The sequence below is a fragment of the Pseudomonas sp. MAG733B genome (assembly GCF_036884845.1).
In the GTDB taxonomy this organism is placed as follows: domain Bacteria; phylum Pseudomonadota; class Gammaproteobacteria; order Pseudomonadales; family Pseudomonadaceae; genus Aquipseudomonas.
Window position 1 is genome coordinate 5,458,114 of the sequence record NZ_CP145732.1, and the last position, 14,963, is coordinate 5,473,076.

Below are 14,963 nucleotides of genomic sequence, written 5' to 3' on the forward strand. Positions count from 1 at the left end.
CTCCATTGCTTCTATATAAAGAAAGAAAAACCTACCAGCGGAAACTCATTTGCGGCGTCGGTGCCGACGCAGGTGTTACGACAGGCGTCGCTGCACCGTCGGCCGCAGGCGGAACGGGTGCCACCGGGGCCGGAGCGGGTGCCGGCTCCACGGCGACCTCCTGCAATTTCGCCAGCGACAACTGCGCCCGCAACTGTTCCGCACTGCCATTGACCCGATAAAGGATCCGGTCGCCATCGACGCTTTGCGGACGCCCGCCAAAAGGCTCGAGCAAACGCCCCAGCGTGGCATAACGCTCAAGATTCATGCCTTTCACTTCCAGCAACTGCGGGGTCGAAGCCCCGGGTTTGGCGACGAATCGCGGCGCCAGTCGCTCGTTGACCGCCAGCATCACGGCGTCCGCCACGGCTGCCTGATCCGCCCCCTGAACACTGCCCGCCTCTTTTTGATCGCCCAGCCACAAACGCCACTTGGCTTGCCACTGACCACCCTCTTCGCGAGCATGCACCGCCAGCAAAGCGTCGGCATTGTAACGTTCCGAGGCGCTGCGCAGCGGCGCCGGATCAGCACTTTCCAGATTCGGTGCGGTAGCGACGATCTGTTCATTCAAATCCGCCAGTGGCAAACGCAATGGCAAGCCACGGTGTTGCGCCGCACGACGCAGCGGGGCCGCACTGGCCTGGCCATCGCCCACCAGGCTCGAACCATCGGTGTTGTCGTTCAGCCACCACCCGAGGATCGATGGCCGATTGGCGCCCCACATGGCCAATCCGGCACGACGCAATGCCTGTTCGGTGGTGCTCGGATCGAAATCGATCTTAAGGACTTCCGGCGGTCCGGCGTCATAGCCAAACTGAGTGATGATTTGTTGCGGCTCTTTGCGGACCGCCGCCAAACCCGGGCTTTGCGCTGCCTTGGGGTCGCCCGTCAGACGCAAGACCAGCGTATCGAGGGCGCGCTGAGTCGCCTGGTCACGCTCTTCCGGCGACTGGCCACTGACCGGTTCGCGAACTTGATAAAGGCCTTTGACGGTTTCGGCATGACTGACCAGGCTGACCAATGACAAACAGCCCACAAACAAGAATTTACAAAAACGCATGGAAGATTCCTGACGACAAGAGCGGCTGGAACAGATCGCATGAGACGATCGAGCAAGGCTGTGACCATCGCCCGGCGCAAAACATTCACACGTCCTGGGTAAGTTTTCGCACTGTCATAACGATAGACGGTTAATGGCGATACCTTGCGCAGGTCAGCAGGATGCCATCAACGTAAAAGAATTACGGTTTTTTTAGGCGGATATGCCCCTGCCGTCGGCCTGAGGATGGCCGCTGCCCTTCAAGCCTGATAAAATCGCGCGCCTTCGCAGACCGGCAACAGCCGGGCACCCTCGAAATTCGCGTGAGGCAATCGCCTTCGTCGATTTCGGCGGCCCCGCTGGACTCGGTCGTTACCCCTGAATCCCCCCTAAAGGCCTGGATCATGAGCAAGCAACCCTCCCTGAGCTACAAGGACGCCGGTGTAGACATCGACGCCGGTGAAGCATTGGTCGAACGCATCAAGAGCGTCGCCAAGCGCACTGCGCGCCCGGAAGTCATGGGCGGCCTGGGCGGTTTCGGCGCCCTCTGCGAAATCCCGGCCGGCTACAAGCAGCCTGTGCTGGTTTCCGGTACTGACGGCGTCGGCACCAAGCTGCGCCTGGCACTGAACCTGAACAAGCACGACAGCATCGGCATCGACCTGGTTGCCATGTGCGTCAACGACCTGGTGGTCTGCGGCGCCGAGCCGCTGTTCTTCCTCGACTACTACGCCACCGGCAAACTGAACGTCGAAACCGCGACCCAGGTCGTGACTGGCATCGGCGCTGGCTGCGAGCTGTCCGGCTGCTCCCTGGTCGGCGGCGAAACCGCTGAAATGCCTGGCATGTACGAAGGCGAAGACTACGACCTGGCCGGTTTCTGCGTCGGCGTGGTTGAAAAGTCGGAAATCATCGACGGTTCCAAAGTGGCTGCCGGCGACGCCCTGCTCGCCCTGCCGTCCTCCGGTCCGCACTCCAACGGCTACTCGCTGATCCGCAAGATCATCGAAGTGTCCGGTGCCGACATCGAAAACACCCAGCTCGACGGCAAGCCGCTGACCGACCTGCTGATGGCCCCGACCCGCATCTACGTGAAGCCGCTGCTCAAGCTGATCAAGGAAACCGGCGCCGTCAAAGCCATGGCCCACATCACCGGTGGCGGCCTGCTGGACAACATCCCGCGCGTTCTGCCAAAAGGCGCACAAGCCGTGGTTGACGTGGCGAGCTGGACCCGCCCGGCGGTGTTCGACTGGCTGCAAGAGAAAGGCAACGTCGACGAAAACGAAATGCACCGCGTGCTGAACTGCGGCGTGGGCATGGTCATCTGCGTGGCTCAAGAGCACGTTGAAACCGCCCTGAATGTCCTGCGTGAAGCCGGCGAACAACCTTGGGTCATCGGTCAGATCTCCACCGCTGCCGAAGGCGCGGCTCAGGTTGAATTGAAGAACCTCAAGGCTCATTGATGCACCAGACCTGTGATGTGGTGGTGCTGTTGTCCGGCACCGGCAGTAACTTGCAGGCCTTGATCGACAGCACGCGGACCGGCGACAGCCCGGTCCGCGTCGCTGCGGTGATTTCCAACCGCGCCGACGCCTACGGCCTGCAACGCGCCAGGGACGCGGGTATCGACACCCGCTCCCTGGATCACAAGGCTTTCGAGGGCCGCGAAGCCTTCGATGCCGCGCTGATCGAACTGATCGACGAATTCAATCCCAAACTCGTGGTGCTGGCCGGTTTCATGCGCATTCTCAGCGCTGATTTCGTACGCCACTACCAGGGTCGCCTGCTCAACATCCATCCCTCGCTGCTACCCAAATACAAAGGGTTACACACTCATCAGCGCGCGCTGGAAGCCGGCGACACTGAACACGGCTGCTCCGTGCACTTCGTCACCGAGGAACTCGATGGCGGACCACTGGTCGTACAGGCAGTAATACCGGTAGAGTTGCACGACTCGCCGCAGAGTCTGGCGCAGCGAGTCCATGTACAGGAGCACCTGATCTACCCGATGGCCGTGCGCTGGTTTGCCGAAGGCCGGCTATCACTCGGCGATCAGGGTGCTTTACTGGATGGACAGATACTCGCGGCCAGCGGCCACTTGATTCGAATCTAGGAGATTTTATGCGTCGTGCCCTGCTCTTCGCTTGCGCTCTGCTTGCCTTGCCCTTCGCGCAGGCCGCAGACCTTCAACCCTTCTCCGCCAGCTACACCGCTGACTGGAAGCAGTTGCCCATGAGCGGCACCGCCGAACGCAGCCTGACCAAGGAAGCCAACGGCGTCTGGAAGCTCAGCTTCAAGGCTTCGATGATGATCGCCAGCCTGTCCGAAGAAAGCACCCTGACCGTCGACAAGGACACCTTGCTGCCACAGTCCTACCACTTCGAACGTGGTGGCCTGGGCAAAGCCAAGAAAGCGGACCTGGACTTTGACTGGGCCGCGAAAAAAGTGACCGGCACCGATCGTGGCGACGCGGTCAACATTCCGCTGAACCGCGGCATGGTCGACAAATCCACCTATCAACTGGCGCTGCAGCATGACGTGGCCGCCGGCAAAAAAAGCATGAGCTATCAGGTGGTTGATGATGGCGAAGTCGATACCTATGACTTCCGCGTGCTGGGCTCGGAAAAAGTCGACACCAAGGCTGGCCAGATCGATGCAATCAAGGTCGAGCGCGTGCGCGACCCGACACAAAGCAAGCGCATCACCGTGCTGTGGTTCGCCAAGGATTGGGACTACTTGCTGGTTCGCCTGCAACAGGTCGAAACCGACGGCAAGGAGTACAACATCATGCTCCTGGACGGCAAGGTCAACGGCAAGGCTGTCAAAGGCAACTGATCCGTATCGCTACAAAAAAGCCCCGCAATCGCGGGGCTTTTTCATGCCGGACAAAAAACCGGAACGCTCACCCGCAGGCATGCTCTATACCTTCAAGGTCTTTTTTGATCGAATGAGTTTTCCTGTCGCCTGCGAGGTTTCCCATGACTGTCACCGTCAACACCGTTTCCGCTGAAGGTTTTCGTCACAGCGTCCAGATCGATGACCACGAACTCTTTGCCGATGTGCCTGTAGCGTCGGGCGGCGAGGGATCGGCGCCGGAGCCGCACGATTACTTCGACGCCGCCCTCGGTGCCTGCAAGGCCCTGACCCTGAAAATGTACGCGAAGAAAAAAGACATCCCGCTCACCGGTGTCGGCGTCGAGGTCAAGCGCGACAACAGCCAGGAGCAGAAAGGCAAATACGCGCTGCACGTCAAACTGACCCTCAAGGGTGTGCTGACCGATGCCCAGCGTGACGAACTGCACCGCGTGGCCGATCGTTGCCCGATCCACAAGCTGATGACCACGTCTGAAGTCAGCATCGAAACCCACCTCTCCGAAGGCGCGTTCAGCCAATAGCGGCAAGGTCTGCGCAAGCGGGTTATGCTCGACCGCATCACCCGCTCAGCCTGGAATGCACCATGAACACTCCGCTCGTGATCCGCCCCCGCGCCGAAGATGTCGAAGGCCAGCCGATTCTTCGCCCGTTGCCGTCAGCCAAATGCCGCAGCGTCGGGCCGTTCGTGTTTTTCGACCACATGCTCGAAACCGAGTATCCGGCGGGCAAAGGCATGAACATCCGCCAGCACCCGCATATCGGCCTGTCGACCCTCACCTACCTGTTTGAAGGCCAGATCCAGCACAAGGACAGCCTCGGCTCGGATCAGGTGGTCAATGCCGGCGACGTGAGCTGGATGACTGCCGGCAGCGCCATCGCCCACGTTGAACGCACACCGCAACCGTTGTGGGAGCAAAGTTTCAGGATGCACGGTTTGCAGATCTGGCTGGCCTCACCCAAGGATCATGAACAGGGTCCGGGACATTACAGCCACCATCCAGCCGCTTCGCTTCCGGTCAGCGATAACCTTGGGGTGAAGATCCGCATGATTGCCGGGTCAGGCTTTTGCCTGGAATCGCCGGTACCGGTACTTTCTCCGACGCTCTACGCCGAACTGCACCTGCAAACAGCCACGACGCTGCTGATTCCCACCGAGCATGAAGAGCGTGCGCTGTATGTGCTGAGCGGCGAGGTGCAACTGGATGGCGAGTTGATAGAACCGCATGCACTGGTGGTGTTGCCAACCGGAGCAGAGATGACGCTGTTCGCGGAGAGCGACTGCCATGCCGTGTTGTTGGGTGGCGCACCGCTGGACGGGCCACGGCGGATCAACTGGAATTTTGTCGCGAGCGATCCTGCGGCGATAGATGAGGCACGACGCAAGTGGGCGGCCGGTGACTGGCCGACGGTGCCGGGGGAAGTTGAGAGGATCGAACTGCCCTGAGATTTTAGTTACCTGTGGAACCGCCTTCGCGAGCAAGCCCGCTCCCACATTGGAACGCGGTTAAATGTGGGAGCGGGCTTGCTCGCGAAGGGGCCGGTTCAGGCTCTGACAAAGTCGGTGTCAGGCAACAGATCAGCCCTTGAACACTTCATCCAGCAGATTGTGCATGGACGTGAACGACCGGGCAGCCACCTTGGCGTCATACATCATCATCCCCGGCACGTTGGCGTGCGGGTCGGTGAAAGAGTGAAATGCACCGCCGTAGCTCAGCAGCTGCCAATCCACGCCCGCCGCGTTCATTTCATCTTCGAACGCCGGCAGTTGCTCTTTCGGCACCAATGGATCGGAGGCGCCGTGCAGTACCAGGACCTTACCCTTGATGTTTTTCGCATCAGCCGGATTCGGCGTGTCCAACGTGCCATGGAACGAAACCGCGGCCTTCACCGGCGCACCGGTACGGGCGAATTCGAGGGCGCAGCAACCGCCAAAGCAGAAACCGAAGGTCGCCAGCTTAGACGTATCAACTGCCACTTCGCCTTGACCCTGCAGCTGTTCGAATGCCACTTGCATGCGCTTGCGCAGCAACGGACGGTCATTCTTCAACGGCATCATCGCCGCGCCCGCCTCGTCATTGTTCGTCGGACGAACCGATTGACCGTAGAGGTCCGCGATCAGCACCACGTAACCCTTGGCCGCCACTGACTTGGCGATCTCCTCCGCACCGGCGCTGACGCCCATCCAGTTCGGCGCCATCAGCAGACCCGGACGCGGGCCCTTTTGGTCGGCGTCGAAGGCCAGGCGGCTTTCGTAGGTCTGGCCGTCAATCTGATAGGCCACGGAACGTACTGTGATTTGGCTCATTTCTGACTCCTGATTTTTGAACACCAGAATGAAAAAACCCGCCGAAGCGGGTTTTTCTACAACGCAGTTAAGCCGACAGCTCAACCAATAGCTTGTTCAGACGACGCACATACGCCGCCGGGTCCTTCAAGCTGTCACCGGCCGCCAGGGCCGCCTGATCAAAGAGGATGTGCGAAAGATCGCCGAATCGCTCATCGCTCTGCTCGTTGTCGAGCTTCTCGATCAGCGGGTGAGCCGGGTTGAATTCGAAGATCGGCTTCGAATCCGGAACCTTCTGACCGCTGGCTTCGAGGATCTGACGCATCTGCAGGCCAAGGTCCTGCTCGCCAATGGCGAGGATCGCCGGGGAATCGGTCAGACGGTGGGAAACCCGCACTTCGGCTACAGATTCGCCCAGCGCAGTTTTCAGACGCTCAACCAGACCTTCTTTGGACTTGGCGACTTCTTCCGCGGCTTTCTTGTCTTCTTCCGAGTCCAGGTTGCCCAGGTCCAGGTCACCGCGCGCCACGTCGACAAAGCTCTTGCCGTCGAAGTCGTTGAGGTAGCTCATCAGCCACTCGTCGATACGGTCGGTCAGCAGCAGCACTTCGATGCCTTTCTTGCGGAAGACTTCCAGGTGCGGGCTGTTTTTGACTTGTGCGTAGGTTTCGCCGGTCAGGTAGTAAATCTTGTCCTGACCTTCCTTGGCACGTGCCAGGTATTCGGCCAGGCCAACGACCTGCTCGCCTTCGTCGCCGTTGGTCGATGCGAAACGCAGCAGACCGGCGATTTTTTCCTTGTTGGCGAAATCTTCTGCCGGGCCTTCCTTCATGACCTGACCGAAGTTTTTCCAGAAGCCTTTGTATTGCTCAGGCTCGTTCTTCGCCAGTTTTTCCAGCATGTCGAGCACGCGCTTGGTCAGCGCTGACTTCATGGAGTCAATGATCGGGTCCTTCTGCAGGATTTCCCGCGACACGTTCAGCGACAGGTCGTTGGAGTCGACCACGCCTTTGATGAAGCGCAGGTACAGCGGCAGGAACGACTCAGCCTGGTCCATGACGAACACGCGCTGAACGTACAACTTCAGGCCTTTCGGTGCTTCACGCTGGTACAGATCGAACGGAGCACGGCTCGGCACGTACAGCAGCGAGCTGTATTCCAGCTTGCCTTCGACCTTGTTGTGGCTCCAGCTCAGCGGATTTTCGAAATCGTGAGCGATGTGCTTGTAGAACTCCTGATATTCCTCGTCCTTGATGTCGGTACGCGGACGGGTCCACAGGGCGCTGGCGCGGTTGACGGTTTCCCATTCAACGGCTGGTTTTTCCTCGCCTTCAGCAGCTGCCACTTCTTTCGGCAACTCGATCGGCAAGGCGATGTGATCGGAGTACTTCTTGATGATGTTGCGCAGACGCCAACCATCGGCGAACTCGTCTTCAGCGGATTTCAAGTGCAGGACGATGCGAGTGCCGCGCTCGGTTTTCTCGATCGTTGCAACTTCGAAATCGCCTTCGCCCTTGGACGACCAATGCACGCCTTCGCTGGCAGCGCTGCCGGCACGACGGCTGTACACGTCGACTTTGTCAGCGACGATGAATGCGGAGTAGAAACCGACACCGAACTGGCCGATCAGGTGCGAGTCTTTCTTCTGGTCGCCGGTCAGGTGCTTCATGAAATCGGCGGTGCCGGATTTGGCGATGGTGCCCAGGTGCGTGATCGCATCCTCGCGGCTCATGCCGATACCGTTGTCTTCGAGGGTGACGGTTTTAGCGTCCTTGTCGAAGCTCACACGGATTTTCAGCTCGGCGCCACCTTCCAGCAGTTCTGGCTTGGACAGCGCTTCGAAACGTAATTTGTCTACAGCGTCAGAGGCGTTCGAGATCAATTCGCGAAGGAAAATTTCCTTGTTGGAATACAGCGAATGGATCATGAGGTGCAGCAGCTGCTTTACCTCGGTCTGGAAGCCCAGGGTTTCCTTTTGAGTTTCCACACTCATGGTCATCAAACTCCAATCAGATGGCATTGGCCGCGACCTTGAGCGGTCGGCGGCGGGTTGTCATCAGAGTTGGGGGCTGAGTTCAGGATTTCAAGGGCTCCTCGAGTTTGAAATGCGCCCGGGCCGTGGCAATCGGCTCGCCTTCGGTGCTTTGCCAGGCGGTAATCGCCACGTTGGCCACGCGTCGCCCTTGGCGGCAAACCTGGCAGCGAGCCCAGGTATCGCGGAATTGGCCGGCACGCAGGTAATCGAGGGAGAAGTCGATAATCTTCGGTACGCCCGGCGAACCGGTAGCAATCAGCAGATGCAACGCCGCGGACAGCTCCATGAAGCCGGCAATCACGCCACCATGGATAGCGGGCAATAAAGGGTTACCAATGTTGTCTTTGTTGGCCGGCAGACGAAACAGCAACTCATCTCCTACTCGCGAGCATTCGACGCCGATCAGCGTGGCGTAGGGAATCAATTGCAGCAGCGCGCTGTAATCGCCCTTCTCATGGGCCGCTTGCAGTTGTTCCTGGAAATCAGTCATTTCGTACCTCCGGCGATGGCGCCACCAAAGCCCTTGGTGCCCTTGATGTTTTTGCCCATGCGCATGAAGGTGCCCACGACATGCGCGATCGGATGCTCGGGATCGTCCTGATAGGCAAAGCCGCGGGCGAAAATCACGTCTGTGGTCACCCGGTAGCACTGGGCAAAACCGTAGACATCTTTATGGGGTTCAGCGGCGTGCATGTAGTCGATACGCAGATCGAGAGTCGGGCACACCTCGAATTCCGGCAGCACGCAGAGGGTGGACATGCCGCAAGCGGTGTCCATCAGTGATGTCAGTGCGCCGCCATGAATAACGCCTGTCTGCGGGTTGCCGACGATCTGTGGGCTATATGGAAGCACCACGGTGAGCCCTTCACTGCTGGCGCTGTGCACGCTCAAACCAAGGACCTGACAATGTCTCAATGCCGAGAGAAATCGCGTCGCACGCTCAAAAATGGGGTTTTCGGCCATTTGATAAATACTCTTGTTTAATATCCGGACAGTGCAGTAGCAGTCCGGGTAAAAGTTCCGCGTTAGAACAAACTTATATATCTGAACAATTTGAGGAACTTAACCCTGACGCCTGGGCTCTTAAGGCCAGATAGATATTTTCCACAAGGAGAAACACCCCATGCGTAAGACTTTAGCTATTGCCTTGATGTTGACCGCTTCCCTCGGTCTCGCTGCCTGCGATAAAAAATCCGAGGACAAAGCTCAAGATGCTACCAAACATGCTGAGCAAGCTCAGCAAGACATGAGCAAAGCTCAGGATAAAGTGAACGACGCTGCGAAAGAAAACGCCGAAGCCGCCAAAGATCAGGCTGAATCGAACGAAGCAGCCGCAAAAGAAGCAGCACCTAAAAACTAAATCAGTTTTTAGCGTGATAAAAGAAAACCCGCCAAGTGCGGGTTTTCTTTTGTCTGCTGTTTTGTTGCGAGCTCAGCGTTAGAGCAAAATCGTTCGAAAAGTCGGACTAATCATCAGCAACAACGAACAGACTAATCCAACCAGCCAAACCAGGCTGCGCTGCCAGGTAAGATCTTTCCAATAGCACAGTAAGTAGATAACTCGGGTGATCACGAAGATGATCGCCAGCAAGTCAATCAGCCAACCTGCCGTCTGCGTGGTATGCGCCATCAACACACCCACCGCGAACAGTATGAACGCTTCGAAACTATTCTGATGTGCCGCCACCGCACGGGCACCCAGCCCAGTGAGTTGCGCCTGCTGTTGGCGCGGCAAGTGATTGTTGTAACCGCCCTGCTCTTTCATGGCCTTGCTCACGGGCATGCGCGCCACGTAAATCAGCAAGGCACTGATGAACACACACCAGAATGGAATACTCATCAAGCAGCCTCTTTATTCAGCTCGGGCAATGGCGCCTCAGTAGGTGTATAGACCATCACGTCGAGTACGTCGGAATGAAACTCGCGGCGGTACAACACAAACACCACGCCCGCGCTCATCAACATGAACAACCATGGACTGACGAACCAGGCCAGCATGGTCATGCCGAAGTAGTAAGAGCGCAGGCCGAAGTTGAACTGGTTGGCGGCCATGGATATGACCCGCGCCGCTCGGGCGGCAAAGGCCTTGCGCTCCAGCTCGGACACATGCCGTTCACCGACCATCGGTGCCGAACCCACCAGAATGGCGGCGAAATTGTACTGGCGCATGCACCAACTGAAGGTGAAGAAGGCATAGACGAACACCAAGGCCAGGCACAACAACTTGATCTCCGACATGCCTTGGGAAGCCTGTTGCACCATCGGAATATCCGCCAACAGCGACACCGCCCGCTCCGATGCGCCGAGTACCGTGAGAATACCGGCCAGGATAATCAGCGTGCTGGAGGCGAAGAACGAAGCATTGCGTTCCAGGTTGCCGATCACGCTGGCGTCCGCGATGCGGTTGTCACGCAGCAACATCCGGCGCATCCAGTCTTCGCGATAGAGATGAAGCACGCTGGCCAGACAAGCAGTGTCACGGCCCTTCCAGGTGGCATAGCGGGTGTAACCGCCCCAACAGACTACGAACCAGACGGCGGCAAGAATGTGGATCAGGTTGGCTTGGATGAACGACATGCAATTCCCTGTGAGATGTTGGCATAGGTGACCCCTGTAGGAGCATGGCTTGCCCGCGATGGCGGTGCGTCAGTCAACAACGGTGTCGAATGTTATACCGCCATCGCGGGCAAGCCTTGCTCCTACAGGTAAGGCTTCGACGTTAGCTCAACGGAAAAGGCACCGCATCTCCAGATAAAAAAAATGCCCCGTATCGATTGATACGGGGCATTTCTGTTTCTGCTCCAGACCCGCTTGTGACGGGTCGTGAAGCGACTTAAGCCAAGGCTTCTTCGCGCTTGCCCAGCAGACGGTCGCAAACCACCGCAACTACCAGGGTCATCACCGACGGCACCAGCCACGCCAGACCCTGCTCGCTCAGCGGCAGGTGAGCCAGTTGCGCCGGCATCCACTCCGCCAGTCCAGCACCCTTGAGGGCGTCGATCAGACCGAAGATGAACGACACCAGCATCACCGGGCCGAGGATACGACCCTGCTCATGCCAGAAGTCCTTGCAGAAGCTCAACGCCACCAGAACGATGCACGGCGGGTAGATCGCGGTCAGTACCGGGATCGAGAACGCAATCAGCTTGGTCAGGCCCAAGTTGGACACCAGCAGCGAGAACGCAGCAAGGATGATCACCAGCGTCTTGTAGGACAGTGGCAGCACACGGCTGAAGTATTCGGCGCAGGCACAGGTCAGGCCAACGGCCGTCACCAGGCACGCCAGGGAGATCAGCACCGCGAGGAAACCGCTGCCCAACGAACCGAACGTGTGCTGCACGTAAGCGTGCAACACCGCTGCACCATTGGTGGCACCGGCGGCCACTTCATGGCTGCCCGAACCGAGACGGAACAGGCTGATGTAGACCAGTGCCAGGCCCACACCGGCAATCAGACCGGCGATGATCGCGTAACGGGTGATCAGTGCTGGCGACTCGACGCCGCGGGAACGGATGGCGTTAACAATCACGATGCCGAACACCAGTGCGCCCAAAGTATCCATGGTCAGGTAACCATTGATGAAACCCTGGGAGAACGGTGCCGCTACGTACTCAGGCGTGGCATGGCCAATGTCACCCGCCGGCAAGGCGAATGCGGCGATGCCCAGAACAGCAAGCGCAATGATCTTCAGCGGTGCGAGGAAACGTCCTACGGTATCCAGCAGACGGCCCGGATACAGCGAGATGAAGAACACCAGTAGGAAGTAAACCGAGCTGTAGAGGAACAGCGCCAGCGGGCTCTCGCCGGTCAGCGGCGCCAGGCCCACTTCGAACGAGACGGTCGCCGTACGTGGCGTCGCGAACAGCGGGCCAACAGCGAGGTAGCAAGCGGCTGCCAACACGCCACCGGCCACTTTACCGATCGGGCTGCTCAACGCATCCATGGCGCCGCCAACCTTGGCCAGGGCCACGACAGTGATCACTGGCAGGCCCACCGCCGTGACCAGGAAACCCAGCGCCGCCATCCAGACATGAGGCCCGGACTGCAAACCGACGATAGGCGGGAAGATGATGTTGCCAGCCCCGACGAACAGGGCAAACGTCATAAAACCAAGTGCCAGGATGTCCTGGCCTTTCAACACTTTCATTAAGGAAATACCACACTACTGAATCGGAATTTAGAGAGGGATTTCCCTATGGGTGAGGGAAATGCTGTCGGTCCGTATGAGACCAACCCTTTTAGCGCGTTGCTGCCTTGTGGGCGCGGACGCAAAAATGGCGAGTAGCCTAACGAATCTGGCCGGAAAACGCACTGTTTGAGGGCGAACATTCCGATGCGCGACATTTCCGTGTCGCGTTTACACATCTAAATTTCATAAAGATCAAAAGATCGCAGCCTTCGGCAGCTCCTACAGGGGAATGAACTTATGTAGGAGCTGCCGAAGGCTGCGATCTTTTGATCTTCAAAAACGACAAAGGCCACCCGAAGGTGGCCTTTGTTTGGTGAAGCGTCAGTTAAGCGCGAGGCTTACTTGACAGCCCAACCGGTCAGCTCGGACAAAGCCTTGCCGATGTCTGCCAGCGAACGCACGGTTTTAACGCCTGCGTCTTCCAGGGCAGCAAACTTCTCGTCTGCAGTGCCTTTGCCGCCAGAGATGATTGCGCCAGCATGGCCCATGCGCTTGCCCGGAGGAGCAGTCACACCAGCGATGTAGGAAACAACCGGCTTGGTCACGTGTGCCTTGATGTAGGCAGCCGCTTCTTCTTCAGCCGAACCGCCGATCTCACCGATCATTACGATCGCTTCGGTCTTCGGGTCTTCCTGGAACAGCTTCAGGATGTCGATGAAGTTCGAACCCGGGATCGGGTCACCACCGATGCCGACGCAAGTCGACTGACCGAAACCGGCGTCAGTAGTCTGCTTCACAGCTTCGTAGGTCAGGGTGCCGGAACGGGAAACGATACCGACCTTGCCTGGCAAGTGAATGTGACCTGGCATGATGCCGATCTTGCATTCGCCTGGGGTGATCACGCCTGGGCAGTTAGGGCCGATCAGGATTACACCCAGCTCGTCGCACTTAACTTTAGCGTCCAGCATGTCCAGGGTAGGAATGCCTTCGGTGATGCAGACGATCAGCTTGATGCCGCCGAAAGCAGCTTCCAGGATCGAATCTTTGCAGAAAGGAGCCGGAACGTAGATCACGCTGGCGGTAGCGCCAGTGGCAGCTACTGCGTCTTTAACGGTGTTGAACACTGGCAGACCCAGGTGCTCGGTGCCGCCTTTGCCTGGAGTTACACCACCAACCATCTTGGTGCCGTACTCGATGGCTTGCTGGGTGTGGAAACTACCTTGCGAACCGGTAATACCCTGGCAGATAACTTTGGTGTCTTTATTGATCAGGACGCTCATTATTTGCCCTCCGCAGCTTTGACAACTTGTTGAGCAGCGTCGGTCAGGCTGGTAGCAGCGATGATGTTCAAACCGCTTTCTGCCAGTACTTTAGCGCCCAGTTCAGCGTTGTTGCCTTCAAGGCGAACAACAACCGGGATTTTCACGCCGACTTCTTTCACTGCACCGATGATGCCTTCGGCAATCATGTCGCAACGAACGATGCCGCCGAAGATGTTAACCAGTACTGCAGCGACGTTGGTGTCGGACAGAATGATTTTGAACGCTTCGGTAACGCGTTCTTTGGTAGCACCGCCGCCCACGTCGAGGAAGTTGGCTGGTTTGCCGCCATGCAGGTTGACGATGTCCATGGTACCCATGGCCAGGCCAGCACCGTTGACCATGCAACCGATGTTGCCTTCCAGTGCTACGTAGTTCAGTTCGAACTTGGCAGCGTGTGCTTCGCGCGGATCGTCTTGCGACGGATCGTGGAAAGTCTTCAGCTTAGGCTGACGGTACATGGCGTTGGCGTCGATGTTGATCTTGGCATCGAGGCAATGCAGATCGCCGTCAGCCTTGATCACCAGCGGGTTCACTTCCAGCAGGGCCAGGTCGTGATCCTTGAACAGTTTGGCCAGACCTACGAAGATCTTGGCGAACTGGGCAACTTGCTTGCCTTCCAGACCCAACTGGAATGCCAGCTCGCGACCCTGGAATGGCTGAGCGCCAACCAGTGGATCGATAGTGGCTTTCAGAATTTTTTCTGGAGTGTCGTGAGCGATTTTCTCGATGTCCACGCCACCTTCGGTGGAAGCCATGAACACGATACGACGGCTCGAACGGTCAACGACAGCGCCCAGGTACAGCTCTTTAGCGATATCAGTGCACGATTCAACCAGGATCTTGGTGACTGGCTGACCATTGGCGTCAGTCTGGTAAGTCACCAGACGCTTGCCCAGCCACTGCTGTGCGAAGGCTTTGGCGTCTTCTTTGCTGCGAACCAGCTTAACGCCGCCCGCTTTACCGCGACCACCGGCGTGGACCTGGGCTTTGACAACCCACTCGCTGCCGCCGATTTTGTCGCAAGCTTCTGCTGCTGCTTCCGGGGTGTCTACCGCGTAACCGGTGGATACTGGCAGGCCGTACTCAGCGAACAGCTGCTTACCCTGATACTCGTGAAGATTCATGCTTATTACCGTCTTCGTTAGGTACTGCGCATTCGGTGCTGCACTTGTAGAAGTGCCGCACCACCTGTGACTGCTGCTTGCGTAGCTGAGCTACGCAAGACTGCGTCCAGCGGACAT

Annotated in this window: 16 protein-coding genes; 6 read left to right on the plus strand and 10 right to left on the minus strand. The window is 58.2% G+C overall.

From position 1 onward, the window contains the following. Nucleotides 1-31: 31 nt before the first annotated feature. A complete protein-coding gene (locus V6Z53_RS24870) occupies nt 32-1,099 on the minus strand; it encodes a DUF2066 domain-containing protein (protein WP_338582306.1) in 1,068 nt (355 codons plus the stop codon). 383 nt (nt 1,100-1,482) lie between these two features. Here V6Z53_RS24870 and purM point away from each other — a divergent pair, with 383 nt between their 5' ends. From purM to V6Z53_RS24895, 5 genes are all read left to right on the plus strand, one after another. After that, nucleotides 1,483-2,541: a phosphoribosylformylglycinamidine cyclo-ligase gene (gene purM, locus V6Z53_RS24875; protein WP_053156858.1), complete on the plus strand. Its 1,059-nt coding sequence runs from the start codon at nt 1,483-1,485 to the stop codon at nt 2,539-2,541. Further along, nucleotides 2,541-3,191, plus strand: coding sequence for a phosphoribosylglycinamide formyltransferase (gene purN, locus V6Z53_RS24880; protein WP_338582307.1), 651 nt, complete (start codon nt 2,541-2,543; stop codon nt 3,189-3,191). Before purM ends, purN begins: the two co-directional genes overlap by 1 nt. 8 nt (nt 3,192-3,199) lie before the next feature. Then, nucleotides 3,200-3,913: a DUF3108 domain-containing protein gene (locus tag V6Z53_RS24885; RefSeq protein ID WP_338582308.1), complete on the plus strand. Its 714-nt coding sequence runs from the start codon at nt 3,200-3,202 to the stop codon at nt 3,911-3,913. Between the two features lie 143 nt (nt 3,914-4,056). Beyond that, nucleotides 4,057-4,473 (plus strand): OsmC family protein, encoded by a 417-nt coding sequence (locus V6Z53_RS24890; protein ID WP_338582309.1) that lies wholly within the window; start codon nt 4,057-4,059, stop codon nt 4,471-4,473. 62 nt (nt 4,474-4,535) lie between these two features. Continuing rightward, nucleotides 4,536-5,396 (plus strand): pirin family protein, encoded by an 861-nt coding sequence (locus V6Z53_RS24895; protein WP_338582310.1) that lies wholly within the window; start codon nt 4,536-4,538, stop codon nt 5,394-5,396. Nucleotides 5,397-5,528: 132 nt separating this feature from the next. On the opposite strand, the gene V6Z53_RS24900 is transcribed toward V6Z53_RS24895, so the two are convergent. The 4 genes from V6Z53_RS24900 to V6Z53_RS24915 all read right to left on the minus strand — a co-directional run bounded on the left by V6Z53_RS24900 (nt 5,529) and on the right by V6Z53_RS24915 (nt 9,234). Then, nucleotides 5,529-6,257, minus strand: coding sequence for a dienelactone hydrolase family protein (locus V6Z53_RS24900; protein ID WP_338582311.1), 729 nt, complete (start codon nt 6,255-6,257; stop codon nt 5,529-5,531). 67 nt (nt 6,258-6,324) lie between these two features. Next, nucleotides 6,325-8,229 (minus strand): molecular chaperone HtpG, encoded by a 1,905-nt coding sequence (gene htpG, locus V6Z53_RS24905; protein ID WP_338582312.1) that lies wholly within the window; start codon nt 8,227-8,229, stop codon nt 6,325-6,327. An 82-nt stretch (nt 8,230-8,311) separates the two neighbouring features. Beyond that, nucleotides 8,312-8,761, minus strand: coding sequence for a PaaI family thioesterase (locus V6Z53_RS24910; protein WP_338582313.1), 450 nt, complete (start codon nt 8,759-8,761; stop codon nt 8,312-8,314). After that, complete coding sequence (locus tag V6Z53_RS24915) at nt 8,758-9,234, minus strand: PaaI family thioesterase (protein WP_338582314.1); 477 nt, start codon at nt 9,232-9,234, stop codon at nt 8,758-8,760. The genes V6Z53_RS24910 and V6Z53_RS24915 overlap by 4 nt, the downstream gene beginning before the upstream one ends. 160 nt (nt 9,235-9,394) lie before the next feature. On the opposite strand from V6Z53_RS24915, the gene V6Z53_RS24920 reads away from it, so the two are divergent. After that, nucleotides 9,395-9,631 carry a hypothetical protein gene (locus V6Z53_RS24920; RefSeq protein WP_218441292.1) on the plus strand — a complete coding sequence of 79 codons (237 nt, stop codon included), beginning with the start codon at nt 9,395-9,397 and terminating at the stop codon, nt 9,629-9,631. A 78-nt stretch (nt 9,632-9,709) separates the two neighbouring features. Here V6Z53_RS24920 and V6Z53_RS24925 read toward each other — a convergent pair whose 3' ends face one another. The 5 genes from V6Z53_RS24925 to sucC all read right to left on the minus strand — a co-directional run bounded on the left by V6Z53_RS24925 (nt 9,710) and on the right by sucC (nt 14,846). After that, nucleotides 9,710-10,111: an MAPEG family protein gene (locus tag V6Z53_RS24925; RefSeq protein WP_338582315.1), complete on the minus strand. Its 402-nt coding sequence runs from the start codon at nt 10,109-10,111 to the stop codon at nt 9,710-9,712. Further along, the gene (locus V6Z53_RS24930; RefSeq protein ID WP_338582316.1) at nt 10,111-10,848 is read right to left on the minus strand and encodes a DUF599 family protein; all 738 of its coding nucleotides are present in this window, start codon (nt 10,846-10,848) and stop codon (nt 10,111-10,113) included. Before V6Z53_RS24930 ends, V6Z53_RS24925 begins: the two co-directional genes overlap by 1 nt. Before the next feature lie 256 nt (nt 10,849-11,104). Further along, nucleotides 11,105-12,418 (minus strand): branched-chain amino acid transport system II carrier protein, encoded by a 1,314-nt coding sequence (brnQ, locus tag V6Z53_RS24935; protein ID WP_338582317.1) that lies wholly within the window; start codon nt 12,416-12,418, stop codon nt 11,105-11,107. A 380-nt stretch (nt 12,419-12,798) separates the two neighbouring features. Next, the gene (gene sucD, locus V6Z53_RS24940; RefSeq protein ID WP_095060813.1) at nt 12,799-13,680 is read right to left on the minus strand and encodes a succinate--CoA ligase subunit alpha; all 882 of its coding nucleotides are present in this window, start codon (nt 13,678-13,680) and stop codon (nt 12,799-12,801) included. Beyond that, nucleotides 13,680-14,846, minus strand: a complete 1,167-nt coding sequence (gene sucC / locus V6Z53_RS24945) for an ADP-forming succinate--CoA ligase subunit beta (RefSeq protein WP_007919879.1) — start codon at nt 14,844-14,846, stop codon at nt 13,680-13,682. The genes sucD and sucC overlap by 1 nt, the downstream gene beginning before the upstream one ends. Nucleotides 14,847-14,963 lie beyond the last annotated feature (117 nt).

What these genes read in the sequence shown, in the direction of transcription:
- htpG (WP_338582312.1), bottom strand. Translation starts at nt 8,229, where the DNA reads ATGAGTGTGGAAACTCAAAAGGAAACCCTGGGCTTCCAGACCGAGGTA.
- brnQ (WP_338582317.1), bottom strand. Translation starts at nt 12,418, where the DNA reads ATGAAAGTGTTGAAAGGCCAGGACATCCTGGCACTTGGTTTTATGACG.
- sucD (WP_095060813.1), bottom strand. Translation starts at nt 13,680, where the DNA reads ATGAGCGTCCTGATCAATAAAGACACCAAAGTTATCTGCCAGGGTATT.
- V6Z53_RS24925 (WP_338582315.1), bottom strand. Translation starts at nt 10,111, where the DNA reads ATGAGTATTCCATTCTGGTGTGTGTTCATCAGTGCCTTGCTGATTTAC.
- V6Z53_RS24890 (WP_338582309.1), top strand. Translation starts at nt 4,057, where the DNA reads ATGACTGTCACCGTCAACACCGTTTCCGCTGAAGGTTTTCGTCACAGC.
- V6Z53_RS24910 (WP_338582313.1), bottom strand. Translation starts at nt 8,761, where the DNA reads ATGACTGATTTCCAGGAACAACTGCAAGCGGCCCATGAGAAGGGCGAT.
- V6Z53_RS24900 (WP_338582311.1), bottom strand. Translation starts at nt 6,257, where the DNA reads ATGAGCCAAATCACAGTACGTTCCGTGGCCTATCAGATTGACGGCCAG.
- V6Z53_RS24920 (WP_218441292.1), top strand. Translation starts at nt 9,395, where the DNA reads ATGCGTAAGACTTTAGCTATTGCCTTGATGTTGACCGCTTCCCTCGGT.
- V6Z53_RS24930 (WP_338582316.1), bottom strand. Translation starts at nt 10,848, where the DNA reads ATGTCGTTCATCCAAGCCAACCTGATCCACATTCTTGCCGCCGTCTGG.
- sucC (WP_007919879.1), bottom strand. Translation starts at nt 14,846, where the DNA reads ATGAATCTTCACGAGTATCAGGGTAAGCAGCTGTTCGCTGAGTACGGC.
- V6Z53_RS24870 (WP_338582306.1), bottom strand. Translation starts at nt 1,099, where the DNA reads ATGCGTTTTTGTAAATTCTTGTTTGTGGGCTGTTTGTCATTGGTCAGC.
- purN (WP_338582307.1), top strand. Translation starts at nt 2,541, where the DNA reads ATGCACCAGACCTGTGATGTGGTGGTGCTGTTGTCCGGCACCGGCAGT.
- purM (WP_053156858.1), top strand. Translation starts at nt 1,483, where the DNA reads ATGAGCAAGCAACCCTCCCTGAGCTACAAGGACGCCGGTGTAGACATC.
- V6Z53_RS24895 (WP_338582310.1), top strand. Translation starts at nt 4,536, where the DNA reads ATGAACACTCCGCTCGTGATCCGCCCCCGCGCCGAAGATGTCGAAGGC.
- V6Z53_RS24915 (WP_338582314.1), bottom strand. Translation starts at nt 9,234, where the DNA reads ATGGCCGAAAACCCCATTTTTGAGCGTGCGACGCGATTTCTCTCGGCA.
- V6Z53_RS24885 (WP_338582308.1), top strand. Translation starts at nt 3,200, where the DNA reads ATGCGTCGTGCCCTGCTCTTCGCTTGCGCTCTGCTTGCCTTGCCCTTC.